Source organism: Streptomyces albofaciens JCM 4342, assembly GCF_008634025.1.
Lineage (GTDB): Bacteria > Actinomycetota > Actinomycetes > Streptomycetales > Streptomycetaceae > Streptomyces > Streptomyces albofaciens.
This window is the reverse complement of sequence record NZ_PDCM01000001.1, coordinates 2,196,050-2,211,675: the sequence shown is the minus strand read 5'-3', so window position 1 is coordinate 2,211,675 and position 15,626 is coordinate 2,196,050. Positions and strand designations below refer to the sequence as shown.

14 protein-coding genes are annotated in these 15,626 nt (G+C 73.0%); 8 read left to right on the top strand and 6 right to left on the bottom strand.

Annotated features, from left to right (window positions below; genetic code table 11):
- Nucleotides 1-13: 13 nt before the first annotated feature.
- The gene (locus CP973_RS10005; RefSeq protein WP_150239434.1) at nt 14-757 is read right to left on the bottom strand and encodes a bifunctional DNA primase/polymerase; all 744 of its coding nucleotides are present in this window, start codon (nt 755-757) and stop codon (nt 14-16) included.
- Nucleotides 758-1,003: 246 nt separating this feature from the next.
- Nucleotides 1,004-1,600 (bottom strand): TetR/AcrR family transcriptional regulator, encoded by a 597-nt coding sequence (locus tag CP973_RS10000; RefSeq protein ID WP_150239432.1) that lies wholly within the window; start codon nt 1,598-1,600, stop codon nt 1,004-1,006.
- 131 nt (nt 1,601-1,731) lie between these two features.
- Between CP973_RS10000 and CP973_RS09995 the strand changes: the two genes are divergently transcribed.
- Entirely contained in the window at nt 1,732-1,920 is a 189-nt protein-coding gene (locus CP973_RS09995; protein WP_150239430.1) for a DUF6243 family protein, read from the top strand.
- Between the two features lie 106 nt (nt 1,921-2,026).
- Entirely contained in the window at nt 2,027-2,863 is an 837-nt protein-coding gene (gene ddaH / locus CP973_RS09990) for a dimethylargininase (RefSeq protein WP_341874804.1), read from the top strand.
- A 3-nt stretch (nt 2,864-2,866) separates the two neighbouring features.
- On the opposite strand, the gene CP973_RS09985 is transcribed toward ddaH, so the two are convergent.
- The 4 genes from CP973_RS09985 to CP973_RS09970 form a co-directional block, all read right to left on the bottom strand.
- The gene (locus tag CP973_RS09985; protein WP_150239428.1) at nt 2,867-3,841 is read right to left on the bottom strand and encodes a small ribosomal subunit Rsm22 family protein; all 975 of its coding nucleotides are present in this window, start codon (nt 3,839-3,841) and stop codon (nt 2,867-2,869) included.
- A gap of 144 nt (nt 3,842-3,985) precedes the next feature.
- Complete coding sequence (locus tag CP973_RS09980; RefSeq protein WP_150239426.1) at nt 3,986-5,119, bottom strand: serine hydrolase domain-containing protein; 1,134 nt, start codon at nt 5,117-5,119, stop codon at nt 3,986-3,988.
- An 11-nt stretch (nt 5,120-5,130) separates the two neighbouring features.
- On the bottom strand, nt 5,131-6,450 hold the full coding sequence (locus CP973_RS09975) for a multidrug effflux MFS transporter (RefSeq protein ID WP_150239424.1): 1,320 nt from the start codon (nt 6,448-6,450) through the stop codon (nt 5,131-5,133).
- A 148-nt stretch (nt 6,451-6,598) separates the two neighbouring features.
- Nucleotides 6,599-8,278, bottom strand: coding sequence for an alkaline phosphatase D family protein (locus CP973_RS09970; RefSeq protein ID WP_150239422.1), 1,680 nt, complete (start codon nt 8,276-8,278; stop codon nt 6,599-6,601).
- A 194-nt stretch (nt 8,279-8,472) separates the two neighbouring features.
- Here CP973_RS09970 and CP973_RS09965 point away from each other — a divergent pair, with 194 nt between their 5' ends.
- The 6 genes from CP973_RS09965 to CP973_RS41750 all read left to right on the top strand — a co-directional run bounded on the left by CP973_RS09965 (nt 8,473) and on the right by CP973_RS41750 (nt 15,614).
- Nucleotides 8,473-9,375 (top strand): DUF4429 domain-containing protein, encoded by a 903-nt coding sequence (locus tag CP973_RS09965; RefSeq protein ID WP_150239420.1) that lies wholly within the window; start codon nt 8,473-8,475, stop codon nt 9,373-9,375.
- Nucleotides 9,376-9,529: 154 nt separating this feature from the next.
- Nucleotides 9,530-10,336, top strand: coding sequence for an SDR family oxidoreductase (locus CP973_RS09960; RefSeq protein WP_150239418.1), 807 nt, complete (start codon nt 9,530-9,532; stop codon nt 10,334-10,336).
- Nucleotides 10,337-10,566: 230 nt separating this feature from the next.
- Entirely contained in the window at nt 10,567-11,625 is a 1,059-nt protein-coding gene (locus CP973_RS09955; RefSeq protein WP_150239416.1) for a trypsin-like serine peptidase, read from the top strand.
- A gap of 452 nt (nt 11,626-12,077) precedes the next feature.
- A complete protein-coding gene (locus CP973_RS09950) occupies nt 12,078-12,965 on the top strand; it encodes an SAM-dependent methyltransferase (RefSeq protein ID WP_167538307.1) in 888 nt (295 codons plus the stop codon).
- 326 nt (nt 12,966-13,291) lie between these two features.
- A complete protein-coding gene (locus tag CP973_RS40390; protein ID WP_208853158.1) occupies nt 13,292-15,367 on the top strand; it encodes an ArnT family glycosyltransferase in 2,076 nt (691 codons plus the stop codon).
- A 169-nt stretch (nt 15,368-15,536) separates the two neighbouring features.
- Entirely contained in the window at nt 15,537-15,614 is a 78-nt protein-coding gene (locus tag CP973_RS41750; RefSeq protein WP_370443954.1) for a 50S ribosomal protein bL37, read from the top strand.
- Nucleotides 15,615-15,626 lie beyond the last annotated feature (12 nt).

Sequence of the window (15,626 nt, the reverse complement as noted above, 5' to 3'; positions counted from 1 at the left end):
CGGTGCCGCCCGGTCAGCGGCCGATGGGCCAGGCCGCCGCTTCGTGGTCGTGGTCGTGCTGGTCGGCGTACTCGGCGCAGGCGTCGGTGAGCGTTTCCAGCAGGGTCAGCGGGTCGGGCACCGGCCGCTCGGGGCCGCGCAGCCAGGACACCGCGGGCTGGTCGCCGGGCAGCCGGGAGGGCGGCAGGAGGACATAGCTGCCGCGGCAGTGCCAGCGCAGGCCCGGATGCTCGTCCATGGTCTCCGGATGGCAGTCCAGCTCGCAGGGCCACCACTCGTCCTCGTCGTCCGGGGTGCCGCGGGTGGCGGTGAAGAACAGCATCCGGCCCTCGCCGTACGCCGCGCCGCTCAGCGCGACCGGGCCGACCTCGACACCGGCCGCCTCCAGGCGCTCCAGCGCGCTGCGGCCCGCTTCGGCGGGGACGTCCAGCACGTCGTGGGCGATGCCGGTGGCGGTGATGAAGTTGGCCTGCGGATACGCGCGCGCCCAGCCGGCGACCTTCTCCCGGTCGGTGCTGGCGACGGTCTGCCAGCCGAAGGAGACGGGGTGCCGGCCGGGCGTGGGGCAGCCGATGCGCTCGCAGGAACAGCCGTAGCCGGAGGGGTGGGCCGCCGGGGCGAGCGGGAAACCCGCGTCGGCGACCGCCAGCAGCAGGTCCTCGCGGCTCTGCGCCGCTGATCCCGTGTCCGTATCGCCGCCGTCCGAACCGCTCCTCGGCCGGCGAAGCCACTGGGAGAACCTGCTCTTGCGTTCCATCTATCCCCTCACTTCGAGCGGTGGTCTGGGATCAATGCTGCCACCATCCTCCTCCTCGGGTGACCGGAGTACCGATCCGGGGTGGCCGAAGAACCGGCAAATGCCCCCATTCCGTCCGGTTTCCACCCTGATTCGTTCATCTTCCTTTACCTTCCGCTCCCCCCGCGGTACCCCCGCCCCTCATACGGGTGTGCCGGTCATCCGGGTGCGCCGGGCTCCCCGCCCGCGGGACGCGGGGGCGCGGTGTCAGGTACGGGGCCGCAGCCCGGAGAGGACCAGGTCGACCAGCGTGTCCACGTACGCGTGCGTCAGCTCACCGGTCCGCATCAGCCAGCGCTGCGTGAAGGGCCCCAGCAGCATCTCGGCCGCCACCCGCACGTCCACGTCCGGCCCGATCTCGCCCCTCTCCTGGGCGGCCCGCAGCCGGTTCACGTAGACCTGGGTGCCGGGCTCCAGCAGGCGCTCGACGAAGGGGGCCGACAGCTCCGCGTCGTTCGCGCCGGCCGCCGCGAGGGCGCGGTAGGGGGCCTGCCACTTCTGGTCGTTGAACTCGTCGGCGGTGGCCCGCAGCACGAACTTGAGGTCGGCGGCGAGGTCGCCGGTGTCCGGCAGCCCGGCCTCGTACCCCTCGACGACCTGGGTGAAGGCGTCCAGCAGGACCGCGGCCTTCGAGGGCCACCAGCGGTAGATCGTCTGCTTGCCGACTCCGGCGCGGGCCGCGATGCCCTCGATCGTCAGCTTGTCGAAGCCGACCTCGCCGACGAGGTCGAGGGCCGCGTCGTAGATGGCGCGGCGCGAGCGTTCGCTGCGGCGCGTGGAGTCGGGCGCTGTCTTGTTGGCCATGGGGCAAGCCTACCGACGCATGAGGCGAGACGTATCGTCTTGACAAGACGCGGCGTCTCACCAATACTCGCTATCGAGCGAGACGATACGTCTCGTCAATCGGAGGACGCGACAGACGAAGGAGACGGACCATGAGCAAGGGAAACGCGGGCGGGATGCTCGGCGTCGGCGGCACCCGCAGCAAGCTCTCCCGGGGCGCGCTGCGCGGCGGCCGGGGCGGCGGCGGTGTCGGCGGCGGCACGGATCCGATGGCACAGCGGCGCGCCCTGCTGCGCAGACTCCAGGAGCAGCGCGGCGACGGGCAAACCCGTCAGGGGTGAAAACCACCCGAACGGATCACTGCGGAACGGCTCCTCCCGGTGGACGATTTGAGCGCGTACGTGTCCCGTGCGCATCCCGCGTCCCGTCCACCGTGAGGAGCCTTCCTTGCGTACACCCCGGCGCAGCGCCCGTCCCCGGCGCTACCTGATGTGCCCGCCGACCCACTTCCGGGTCAGCTACTCCATCAACCCCTGGATGGACCCGGACAAACCGGTCGACCTGCCGCTGGCGCTCGCCCAGTGGGAGGTGCTGCGCGACCGCTACCGCGCGCTCGGCCACACCGTGGAGGAGCTGCGGCCCCGCCCCGACCTGCCGGACATGGTCTTCGCGGCCAACGGGGCCACCGTCGTGGACGGCCGGGTGCTCGGCGCGCGGTTCGCCTTCGAGGAGCGGCGCGGCGAGGCCGCCGTGCACGCCGCGTGGTTCCGGGACCACGGCTTCACCGAGGTCCGCGAGCCGGAGAACGTCAACGAGGCGGAGGGCGACTTCGCGGTCACCGCCTCCTGGCTGCTGGCCGGACGCGGCTTCCGCAGCAGCCCGCTCTCGCACGCCGAGGCGCAGGAGTACTTCGGCCGCCCGGTGATCGGCCTGGACCTCGTCGACCCGCGCTACTACCACCTCGACACGGCGTTGTGCGTGCTGGACGACGCGACCGACTCCGAGGTCATGTACTACCCGGGCGCCTTCTCCGCGGGCAGCCGGGCGGTGCTGGCCCGGCTGTTCCCGGACGCGCTGATCGCCTCGCGGGCGGACGCGGAGGCGTTCGGGCTGAACGCGGTCAGCGACGGCCGGCACGTCCTGCTCCCGCAGGCCGCGGTGGGGCTGTTCGAGCCGCTGCGGGAGCGCGGGTACGAGCCGGTCGGCATGGACCTGACCGAGCTGCTCAAGGGCGGCGGCAGCGTGAAGTGCTGCACGCAGGAGCTGCGGCCCGCGCCCGCGTAGGCGTCAGCCGGCCGGCTCCCAGGCGTCGCCCCACCCGGCGTCGCGGGCGGCCCTGTAGCGCTCGCCGTGCCGCTTGGTGACCGTGTCGCGCCGCAGCCCCTGCTCCGTACAGAGGTCCAGCAGGACCTGTCCCTTGCGGAGCTGGGGCTTGCGGACGACACGGGCCGGGGCGGTACCGGCACCGTGCTCGTCGGCCACCTCCGGCCGGATCGCCGCGACGTAGCTGAACTTCTCGTCCTCGTACGGCAGCGAACCGCCCTTGACCTGCCGGTGCAGCGAGGAGCGCGCCACCCGCGCGGACATGTGGCACCAGTCCTCTCCCGGCACGATCGGGCACGCGCCGCTGTGCGGGCACGGCGCGACGACGCGCAGCCCGGCGTCCGTGAGCTGCTCGCGCGCCTCGCGGATGCGCAGATAGCCGTCCGGGGTGCCGGGTTCGACCAGCACGACGGCCCGCGCCCCGGCCGCCGCGGCGACGACGGCCCGGCGGTCCTCCGGGCGCAGCTCGCCGAGCACGTACGAGACGGTGACCAGGTCCGTGCCCTCGGGGACGGTCATGCCCGCGCCGATGACCCGGCGCTGCCAGTCGGTCTCCGGCAGCACGCCGGCGGCCAGCTCGCGGCCCAGGTCCAGGGCCGGTTCGGCCCAGTCGTAGACGGTCGTGCGGTGGCCGGTCCAGGTGGCCGCCACCGCCCAGCTCGCGGCGCCGGTGCCGCCGCCGATGTCCACATGGGTGGCGGGCGACCACTCCGGCAGCCGCGCCGCGAAGGCGTCCAGGGCGTGCCGCACGGCCTCGAAGGTCGCGGGCATCCGGTAGGCGGCGTACGCGGCGACGTCCGCGCGGTCGCGGAGCACCGGGGCGTCGGTCGGGGTCCGGCCGCGGTAGTTGGCGATCAGCCGGTCGACGGCCCGCGCGGCCTGCGTGGGCGGCAGGCCGTCGAGCAGGCCGGCCAGTGCGGCGCGCAGTTCGTCGTGCATTCCGGCAATTTTACGGGGCGGGTGTGACAGGCGTGCCGCGGCGCCCGTACGCCGTTGCCCGGAGCCGTACGCCGCTGCCCTGCCTGCCCGAAGCCGTACGGCCTCAGCCGAACGCCCGGCTGCCCGCCCGAAGCCCGTACGCCTTCAGCCGAACGCCCGGCTGCCCGCCCGTACCGCCCGCGCCAGCCGGGTCGCGGCCGCCGCCCGCGGCGCGCTGTCCGCCGGGCGCCGCCGCGGGTGCACCGTGTTGGCCAGCAGCACCAGGAACGTGTCGGTCGCCCGGTCCAGCACCAGGCTCGTCCCGGTGAACCCGGTGTGCCCGGCCGCGCCGCGCCCCGCCAGCTCGCCCATGAACCACGGCTGGTCCACGCCGAAGCCCAGTCCCGGCGGGTCCAGCAGCAGCGCCACCGACTCCGCGCCGAGGATGCGGGTCTTCCCGTACGCGCCGCCGCTCAGCAGCGTCCGGCACAGCACCGCCAGGTCCTGCGCCGTGGAGAAGAGGCCCGCGTGACCGGCGACGCCGCCGAGCGCCCACGCGTTCTCGTCGTGCACCGCGCCGCGCACCATGCCGCGGTCCGCCTTCGCCCACGGCCGCCGCTGGTCCTCGGTCGCCGCCACGCCCGCCGGGGCCAGCGGCCCGTACGAGGTGCTGGTCATGCCCAGCGGGCCGGTGATCCCCTCGGCCACCAGGGCGTCCAGCCGCTGCCCGGTGAGCCGTTCGAGGATCAGCTGGAGGGCGATGAGGTTGAGGTCGGAGTAGCGGTACGGGCCGCCGGGCGGCGCGGCGGGCGCGGCGGCCTCCTCCCACAGCAGGGCCAGCTGGGCCGCGCGCCCGCGCCGCTCGTAGAAGGGCAGTTCCGGGCGCAGGCCCGAGGTGTGGGTGAGCAGGCGGCGGACGGTGATCCCGGCGGCGAAGCCCGGCAGCCACCGGCCCGCCTCGGCGGCCAGGTCCAGGCGGCCCCGCTCGGCCTGCTGCACGGCCACGATCGCGGTGCACAGCTTGGTCAGCGAGGCCAGGTCGAAGACGGTGCCGACGCGCACCGGCTCCCAGCGGTCCCGGGGCAGCTCCACGCCCCGGTCGCGCTCCGGGTCGTAGCCCGCGTAGCGCAGCGCCCAGCCCGCCGCCTCCTCGACGGCGACGACCGGGCCGCGCCCGGCCAGCACCACCGCGCCCGCGCACCAGGGATCCGGCCCCTCGGTCGCCTCCCGCACCCCCCGTACGAGGCGGTGCGTCCAGGCGGGGTCGAGTCCCGCGCGGGCGGGGGTGCCGTGGCGCAGTCCCGTCGCTTTCAGAGCTTGGTCCTCTCGCCGGTCCCGTTGGCGGTCTCCTCCCTACGCTGCCACGGGCGGCACATTCCCAGGAAGCTCAGCAGCGCCAGTACGCCGCAGGAGAGCTGGACGACGGCCATCGGCACGGCGGTGTGCTCGCCCGCGATGCCGACCAGCGGCGAGGCGACGGACCCCAGGAGGAAGGTGGAGGTGCCCAGCAGCGCGGAGGCGGAGCCCGCCGCGTGGCCGGAGCGCAGCAGCGCCTTGGTGTTGGCCGACGGCATGACCAGGCCCATCGCGGACATCAGGACGAACAGCCCGGCGGCCATCGGCCACAGCCCGACCTCGCCGAAGACGCCGCCCGCCATCAGCAGCAGCGCCGTCGCGGCGGCCGTGATCAGGCCCAGGCCGATGCCCAGCACCACGTCCAGGCTGACCCGGCCGACCAGCACCTTGCCGTTGATCTGGCCGACCAGGACCAGGCCGACGGAGTTGACGCCGAACAGCAGGCTGAAGGTCTGCGGGGAGGCGCCGTAGATCTCCTGGATCACGAACGGGGAGGCGGAGATGTACGCGAACAGCGCGGCGAAGGCGAACGCGCCGACGATCAGGTAGCCGGAGAAGGCCCGGTCGGCGAGGAGGGAGCGCATGGTGCGCAGCGCCTCGCCGAGGCCGCCGGAGTGCCGCTTCGCGGGCGGCAGGGTCTCGTGCAGCCGGCGCCAGACCAGCAGCGTGAGCAGCACGCCGACCACGGTCAGGACAACGAAGACGCCGCGCCAGTCGGTGATCCGCAGGATCTGCCCGCCGATCAGCGGCGCCACGACGGGCGCGACGCCGGAGATGAGCATCAGGGTGGAGAAGAAGCGGGCCATCGCCACGCCGTCGTACAGGTCGCGGACGACGGCCCGTGCGATGACGATGCCGGCCGCGCCCGCCAGGCCCTGGAGCAGGCGGAAGGCGATGAGCAGTTCGGCGTTGGTGGCCAGGGCGCACAGCGCGGTGGCGACGATGTAGACGAGCATGCCGACGAGCAGCGGGCGGCGGCGCCCCCACTTGTCGCTCATCGGGCCGACCACCATCTGCCCCAGGGCCATGCCCGCGAGGCAGGTGGTCAGGGTGAGCTGGACGGTCGCGGCCGGGCTGTGCAGGACCTCGGTGACCTCCGGCAGCGCCGGGAGGTACATGTCCATGGAGAGCGGCGGCACCGCGGTCAGGCCGCCGAGGATGAGGGTGACGAGCAGGCTGGTACGGCGGGACGCGGCGGGCGGCGCCGCCGCGTCCCGCCCGTCTATCGGAACGCTGTCCTGGGTTTCCGTCGTTCCGGTCCCGGGGTCCGTCATGAGTGTCTCCATGGATGATTGATGTCTTGACCATGGTGTCATGCACGGAACGGCTTCCGGCGCCCTTTCGGCCAGGACCTTGGGCGGGGATACGGGGAGGGCGGGAGGGGGGCCGCGGACCTAGGACTGCACATCGCCCTCACGGAGATCAGGCCGGCTTGAGCCCCGGGTCCCCCACCTCGGACACGAACGACCCCGCCGTGATCACCGGCGCCCCCGGCTTCGTCACCGCCGAGACCGTCCGGAAGTCGGCCCGCGCCTTCTCCCGGTCCAGCGTGACGGTCACATAGCCGCGGCGGCCGTTGTAGAACTTCATGTGCGGGTTGGCGGCCATGTACGTGCCCCAGTTGGCGGGCTTGTCCGCGCCGTCCTCACCGCTCGCGATCGAGGTGGTCACGAACTCCACGCCCACGGTGCGCGACTTCTCGTTCCCGAAGTCCCGCTTCACGTCGAAGGCGTAGTGCACGTGCACGTCGCCGGTCAGCACGACCAGGTTGTCCACACCGGCCGCCTCCGCCCCCTTCAGCACCCGCTCGCGGGAGGCCGGGTAGCCGTCCCAGGAGTCCATGCTGAGCTTGTAGCCGGGGCCGGTGGCGTTGCGGCGCTCGGAGAAGGTGACCTGCTGCGGCAGCACGTTCCACAGCGCGGAGGACGACCGCCAGCCGTCGATCAGCCAGCGCTCCTGCTTCGCGCCGGTCAGGGTGCGCTTCGGGTCGGTGGACTCGGGGCCCGGGGTGCGCCAGCCGTCGCCGTACGCCTGGTCGGAGCGGTACTGACGGGTGTCGAGGATGTCGAACTGGGCCAGCTGTCCGAAGTGCATACGCCGGTAGAGCTGGGCGTCCGGGCCGTGCGGCCGCTGCGGGCGGCGCAGCGGCTGGTTCTCCCAGTACGCGCGGTAGGCGGCGGCCCGGCGCAGCAGGAACTCGCCCTTGGGGTCGTTGTTCTCGCTGACGTCGTCGGCGTAGTTGTTCTCCACCTCGTGGTCGTCCCAGGTGACGATGAACGGGTGGGCGGCGTGCGCGGCCTGGAGGTCGGGGTCGGACTTGTAGAGCGCGTACCGCAGCCGGTAGTCCTCCAGCGTCACCGTCTCGCGGTTGAAGCGCGCGGGCAGCTTGCGGTCGGTGTACTTGCGGGCGCCGCCCACGGCGTCCACCGGGTACTCGTACAGGTAGTCGCCGAGGTGGAAGACCACATCCAGGTCCTCGGCGGCCAGGTGCCGGTGGGCGGTGTAGTAGCCGTCGTGGTACGCCTGGCAGGAGACGACGCCCAGCCGCAGCTCGTTGTTCTTCGCGCCGCGCGCGGGGGCGGTGCGGGTCCGGCCGACCGGGCTGATCCAGTCGCCGGCCCGGAAGCGGTAGTAGTAGACGCGGTCCGGTGCCAGGCCGGTGGCCTCGATGTGCACCGCGTGGTTGAACTCCGGGTGCGCGTCGGCCTTCCCGCGCCCGGCCGGGCGCGTGAACCGCTCGTCGTACGCGACCTCCCAGCGCACCTGGACGCGCGCCTTGGGCATGCCGCTGCCCGGCTCGTACGGCTTCGGGGCCAGCCGGGTCCACAGCACGACGGAGCCGGGCAGCGGGTCGCCGGAGGCCACGCCGAGCGTGAAGGGGTTCTCGGTGATCTTCCGGGCGTCGGCCTCGGCCGCGGCGTACGCGACGCCGGTGCCGGGCAGGTTGGCCGCGAAGGCCAGCGCGGCGGCGGCCCCGGTGCCGGTGAGGAAGCGGCGCCGGGCGAGCCGTGCGGCGGCGTCCCGCACCTCCGGGCCGTGCGGTGCGCCCTGGGGCCCCTGTGCGGGCCGCGCGTCCTGCTCGTACTGACCTTGACGGGCCATCTGCCCCTCCCTGGACCGGTGTTGTCACCAGCGATTGGAGGGGCGGAGGACGGCGTACCGCTGTCGCACGCTCGACGCACACATGACAAACCGGTGATCTCTGCGCCCGGTTCGGACGCCACCGGACAATCCCCGCGGAACCGTACGGGCCCTGCCGTCCCCCGTACGCCCGGCCGCTCCGTAGGATTCGGGACATGGCTGAACTGATGGGGCGCGACGGCACGTGGTCCTTCGACGGCGATCAGGTGCGGATCGTGCCGGGCCGGGAGCGCGGCGTGCACCGGCTGCGGCAGGACCTCGGCGAGATCCGCGTACCGCTCACGGCCCTGGCCGGCATCGCGTACGAACCGGCGCGCAAGGGCGGCCGGTTGCGCCTGCGGCTGCGGGACGGCGCCGACCCGCTGCTGTACGTCACCGGCGGCGGCCTGCCGGACGACGCCAACCCGTACCAGGTCGCCGTGGACCCGGACCGCACCGGCGTCGCCGAGTACTTCGCCGACGAGGTGCGCCAGGCCCTGCTGCTCGACCAGGTGGACACCGGGCCCGCCGACCGCTACCTGCTGCCGGGGCCCGCCGTGCCGCTGTCCGCCTCGGGCGTGGACGGCACGACGACCTTCGACGGTGAGACGGTGCGCCTGGAATGGCGCTGGAACACCACCGAGAGCAAGAAGCAGGCGGGCGCCCGCACCTACGCCCTCGCCGACCTGGCGGGTGTGGAATGGCGCCCCGCCGTCGGCCTGGAATCCGGCTACCTCCGCTTCCACCCCAAGGGCCACACGCCGAAGCTGAAGCCGGAGTACGACCCGAACGCCATCGAGCTGTGGGGCTTCAAGAAGGAGAGCGGACAGACGGCGCTGCTCGCGGCGGCGGTGGCGGTGCGGTTGGCGCATCCGTCGGGTGGGACTGCCGTACCGGATGTGACCCCTGTTCTGGAAAAAGCGGCCGGTACGGGCGGCGGCAGCGGCGGGGAAGACGCCGATGTCCTCCTGCGGCGGCTGCGCGAACTGGGCGAACTCCACAAGGACGGCATCCTGACCGCCGAGGAGTTCGCCACGGCGAAGGCGGCGGTGCTGAAGGGGTTCCAGGGGGCGGGGTGAGCCGGGCGGCTCCTACGGGCGGGGCCGTACGGTCCGTAGGGGCGGGGGTGAGTCATGCGGTCCGTACGTGCCGGGTGAGCCGTACGGTCCGTACAGGCGGGCCGAGCCGGGCGGCGGCTCCTCGGCCGCACGCCCCGCGCCCTACCCTGCCGCCATGACGACACCCGACACCCCAGGCACCGTCCCCGCCCCCATCGCTCTGATCACCGGCGCCGGTTCCGGCATCGGCCGCGCCGTCGCGCTGGCGCTCGCCGGGGCCGGCTGGTCCGTGGCACTCGCCGGACGGCGCCCCGAAGCCCTCCAGGAGACGGCCCGCCTGGCGGTGCCCCCTGTGGACGGGCCCGAGGCGCCCGCCGCCGCACCCGCCACCCTGTGCGTACCGGCCGACGTGACCCGCCCCGACCAGGTGGACGCCCTGTTCACCGCCGTGCGCGAGCGCTTCGGCCGGCTGGACCTGCTGTTCAACAACGCCGGTACGTTCGGCCCGCCGGTGCCGCTCGACGAGCTGTCGTACGCCGACTGGTCCACGGTCGTCGACACCAACCTCACCGGCGCGTTCCTCTGCGCCCAGGCGGCCTTCCGCACGATGAAGGAACAGCGCCCGCGCGGCGGCCGCATCATCAACAACGGCTCGGTCTCCGCGCACGCGCCGCGCCCGCACTCCATCGCGTACACCGCCACGAAGCACGCGATGACCGGCCTGACCAAGTCGCTGTCGCTGGACGGGCGCCCGTACGACATCGCCTGCGGGCAGCTCGACATCGGCAACGCGGCGACCGAGATGACCGGCCGGATGCAGACCGGAATCCTCCAGGCCGACGGCACCACGGCGGTCGAGCCGGTGATGGACGCGGCGGACGCGGCCCGCACCGTCCTGCACATGGCGCAGCTGCCGCTGACCGCGAACGTGCAGTTCGCGACGGTGATGGCGACGGCCATGCCGTACATCGGCCGCGGCTGAGGGCCGGCGGACGCCCACCGGCCACCCCGCCGGACGCACCGCCGGAGGCACCGCCGGCCACCGGCCGCCTTCCGGACTTCCCCGCGACGCGCTCCTGACAGACGGCGCGTCCGGTGGGACTCTTCCTGACGCACGTCCATCCGCACCGCTCATCTGCCGGGCCGCGGAACCCGCGGCCTGTAGTCGACGGCCGCGCGGTTCGCCACGCGGCCCCGCAGAAGGAGTCACGCGTGAGACGAATCGTCAGCACCCTTTCCGGCGCCCGTCGGCGCGGCGCGTCCCGTGCCGTCGCCGGCGCCCTCACCGCCGCCGGCGCCCTGCTCGTCTCGGCTCTGCAGACCGGCCCGGCCGGGGCGGTCGGTACGCCGTCGGATGCCTCGGCCCGGCCGTCCTCCCCGGCCTCCCCGGCCGCCGTGGCCGACTACTGGACGGCGGAGCGGATGCGCGAGGCCACCCCGCTCGACCTGCTGTCCGCCGGGACCAAGGCCGCCCCGAAGGGCTCCGGCAAGGCTGCGGACACCGCCACCCCGTCCGTACGGCGCGGCCCCGAGCGCACCGTACGCCCCACCCTTCCCAGCACCGGCACGGCCGCCCCCGCACCCAGGTCCTTCCCGCAGGCGGGCGGCGCGTGGACCGGCGGCGGCGCCGTGACGAGCACCGCGGGGCGCGTGTTCTTCACGTACCAGGGCCGTACCGCCTCCTGTTCGGGCAACGCCGTCACCAGCGCGAACAAGAGCACGGTGATGACCGCCGGGCACTGTGTGAAGCTGAACGGCGCCTGGCACACCGACTGGGTCTTCGTGCCCGGCTACCACGACGGCCAGGCCCCGTACGGCAAGTGGGCCGCGTCCAAGACCCTCGCCACGCCGCAGTGGACGGCGAGCGAGGACATCAATTACGACGTGGGCGCCGCGGTCGTCGCGCCGGTCGGCGGGCAGCGGCTGACCGACGCCGTCGGCGGCCAGGGGCTGGCCTTCAACACCGGCTACAACAAGCCGATGTACGCCTTCGGCTATCCGGCCGCCGCGCCGTACGACGGCAGCAAGCTGATCTACTGCAGCGGCAACACGTTCAAGGACCCGCTGTTCTCCACGGACCACGGCATGTCCTGCAACATGACCGGCGGCTCCAGCGGCGGCCCCTGGTTCACCCAGTTCGACGAGGCCACCGGCGCGGGCCTGCAGTCCTCGGTGAACAGCTTCGGCTACACCTTCCTGCCCAACAGGATGTTCGGGCCGTACTTCGGTGACGACGCCGAAAACCTCTACGACGAGGCGCAGTCGAGCTGATCCGCGAGACGCGGTCGAACCGACCCGCCCGGGCGCTCCCGGGCCGTGCCCGCGCACACGCCGTCCGGAGGGACGGGCCGTCGCCCCGCCCTCCGGACGGCAGGCACCGCACACGGGGGTTGCTCCCCGGGAACTCTCGTTTCCGGGGACGGCTCGACCATTCACGCACAGATTATGCAGAGCGCGATATCCCCCGGGCTTTCTTCTCACCCTTTTCATGCTCTTCTCATGGGAAACTCATCGACGCCGCACCGCCGATCACCATCGTGCGAACGGGCCTTACTCCCACCGATCTTGAATTACCTGTCCGGTTCCTTTCCTTGCGGAATGGAGGACGCCCGTTCCGTGCTTTCCGGTGCTAGCGTCCAGGGAGCAGAAGTGCACTCGGTGCACACCGGGTGCTTGCGTCCTTCTGATTCCCTGTCCGACCATCCGCCGCCGAGGGGACTTCCATGACAGTGGCTGACAACGGCACGAGCGGCGCCCCCGCACCGGCTCCCGAAGAAGTCGGCGCCATGTACGACCGGTTCGGCGACCTGCTCGCCATGGTGCTCGGCGGCAGCGCCCTGCACGTCGGCATGTACGTACCGCACGGCGAGCGCACCCCCGTCACCTCCCTCCTCGAACTCTCCGACCTCGCCCAGGACCGGCAGACCGAGTTCCTCGCCGACGTGCTGACCGGCGGCGGCCTGCCCCCGGACGCCCGCCTGCTCGACATCGGCTGCGGCACCGGCGGCCCGGCGATCCGGCTCGCGCAGCGCACCGGCGGCCGGGTCACCGGTATCACCGTCAGCAAGGTCCAGCTCGCCCGTTGCGAGGAGCGGCTGAGGACCGCCGGGCTGGCCGGGCGGGTGGACTTCGCGTACGGCGACGCGATGCGGCTCGGCTTCGCGGACCACTCGTTCGACGCGGCCTGGTCGATCGACTGCTTCCCGCACCTGTCGGACCGGCCCGCCGGCCTGCGCGAGGCGCGGCGTGTCCTGCGCCCAGGCGGCCACCTGCTGCTGACCGAATTCGCCCGGCGCGGCACGCCCGCCAAGGAGGAGGTGGACGCCTTCACCCGGCTGTGGGCCTCCCCGCCGCCCACCACCTTCACGACGCTGCTCGGCGAGATCGAGGAATCCGGATTCCGTGTCGTACGGGTGCAGAACATGACGTCGAACGTCGCACTGTGCGGCGAGCTGATGGCCGTCCTTTACAAGGAGCAGCGGGACGCCATACAGCAGCGTTTCGGAAAGGAGGCGACCGACCACACGGATCCGCTGATGGAGCCGTTCCGCACGTTCTGCCAGAAGCACATGGACTATTACCTGCTGCTGCTCAGCAACCCGGAGAACTGACCCGTCCCCGGCGCTCCCCTTTCCCTTTCCCGCCTCTCCCGTCCCCTCCCCTTCCTCTCCCCGCACCGATCCGAGAGCTGACTTCCCCCATGGCCGCCAAACCGCCCTTCAGCCTGCCCGTTTTCTCCACCTCCCGTACCTCCGCCGCTTCGTCCACCTCCTCTGTCTCTCCCACCTCTCCCGCCTCGCCCGGCACCAGGACGCTCCCGTTCCCCGCCCGGCGCGCACCGTTACGTACTGCCGGGGCGCGACGGCCACGCGGCCGCCACGAGTTCTGGCGCTCACCCGAGGACCAACCACTTTGGGCGCGGCCCGCGTTGCTGGGCGTGGCCGCCCTCGCCGGGCTGCTGTACGCATGGAACATCGCCTCCAGCGGCCTGGCCCCCTACTACTCGGTCGCCGCCCGCAGCATGACCGAGAGCTGGAAGGCCTTCCTGTTCACGGCGTACGACCCGGCGGCGACGATCACCCTCGACAAGATCGGCGGCTTCCTCTGGCCGCAGGCCCTCTCCGCCCGCCTCTTCGGCTTCCACGACTGGGCGCTGACACTGCCGCAGTGCGTCGAGGGCGTCGTGTCCGTCCTGGTCATGTACCGCGTCGTACGCCGCTGGCAGGGCCCCGCGACCGGCCTCCTGGCAGCCGGACTGCTCACCCTCACCCCCGTGACCGCCTCCATGTTCGGCCACGCGATCCCCGACGCGGCCCTGTTCATGTGCCTGCTGCTGGCCGTCGACCGGTACCAAGTGGCGGTCGGCGGCGCCCGGTTGCGCTCGCTGGTGTGGGCGGGCGTATGGGTCGGGGTGGCCTTCCAGGCCAAGATGATGCAGGCCTGGCTCATCGTCCCCGCCCTGGCCATCGGCTACCTCGTCACCGCCCCCGTCACCCTGCGCACCCGTATCGGCCATCTGCTGACCTCAGGGGTGGTGCTGTTCGCGGTGTCCCTCTCCTGGGTGCTGCTGATGACGTTCACGCCGAAGGACGTACGCCCGTACGCGGACGGCTCGACGAACAACAGCGCCTGGTCGATGGTCTTCGAGTACAACGGCTTCAGCCGACCTGCGGAGAGCGGGCCCGGGGGTCCGGGTGGGCCCGGGGGACCGGGTGGGGCCGGGGGACCAAGTGGGGCCGGGAAGCCAGGTGGGCCTGCCGGCGCCGACGGAAAGAGCGCCACCACCGGAGCCGCCAACACCCCGACCAGCGGCACCAATAAGCCCCCCACCGGCCCCACCACGGGCCCCGCCACCGGTCCCGCCAAGAACCCCACCACCGGCCCCGCGAACCCCTCACCCCACCACCGCAAAATGGTCAGCCTCGGCAGCGAGAAGAACACCTGGTACAAGCTGGTGACTTCCCGTTTCACCCCCCAGATCGGCTGGCTCTACCCCCTCGCCCTGATCGGTCTCGTCCACGGCCTGCTGCTGCGCCGCAGGCGCCCCCGTACGGACCGGCTGCGCGGCGGCCATCTGATGTGGGGCACCTGGCTGCTCACCACGACCGTCGTCCTGAGCGTGGTGGACATCCCGCACACCGCGTACGTCGCCGGACTGGCCCCCGCCCTGGCGGCGCTCGCCGCCGCCGGAGCCGTGACCCTGTGGCGCGTCCACCGCGCCGCCGCCGGCCGGCCCGCGCGCCTGCTCCTCCCCCTCACCCTCCTGGCCGAGGCCGCCTGGGCGTCCTTCGTCGCCTCCGGCCACCCGGATTTCGCCCCCTGGCTGGTCCCGCTCATCGCGGCGGCGGCGCTCATCGCCGTTCCGGGCCTCCTGTCGTACGGCCGCGCCACCGGCCGCCGCCTGCGGCCACTCGCCGTGACGAGCCTGGCCGCCACCTGCCTCGCGATGTTCGCCGCCCCGGCGGCCTGGTCACTGTCCGTACTGGACGAGCGGTACGCGGGCTCGTCGTTCGAGGCGCACGCGGGGCCGGGCGGCCAGAGCGCCGGCGGCGGCGCGCCGGGCAGCGCGGTGTACGGCGGGGCGGGCGGTGCCTCGTACGACATGTCGCAGGCCCCGCTGACCGCCGCGCAGAAACGCCTGCTCGACTACGTCCGGCGGCACAACGGCAACGCCAAGTACACCCTCTCCGCCGACGGCGGCTGGGCGCGCTCCCGGGCGATCACCCACACCGGACTGCCGATCCTGCCGCTCGGCGGCTTCGCCGGGATGGCCACCTCGGTCACGCTCGCCGAGTACCGGCACCTCGTCGCCTCGGGCCAACTGCGCTTCGCGCTCCTCAACCCCGCCGTGGCCGCCGGCGGCGGAGCCCCCGCCTCCGAGACCGCGAAGATCAACGCCTGGGTCCGCTCGGCCTGCACCAAGATCGACCCGAAGGCGTACGCCGCCACCCCCGCCGACCCGTCCCTCCCGGAACCCCTCTACCGCTGCTCACCCACCCCCACCACTCCTTAGCCCCTCCTCCTCCCGTGCCCTTCCCTTCCCCCTCCTCGTTCTCCGTGATGTGTCTCACGAGGCGTGTGGTGATCCGTGAGGCGGGTATCCGGCCCCAGGACCACGGGGCAGGACACCGGTATGAAATGGTAGAAATACGGAGCAAAGCCCCCCGCGGAGAGGAGACGCCATGTCGTCGAAGCGACGCCGTAAGAAGAAGGCGCGCCGTAAGAACGGTGCCAACCACGGCAGCCGTCCGCAGTCCTGAGCCGGCCCCGCC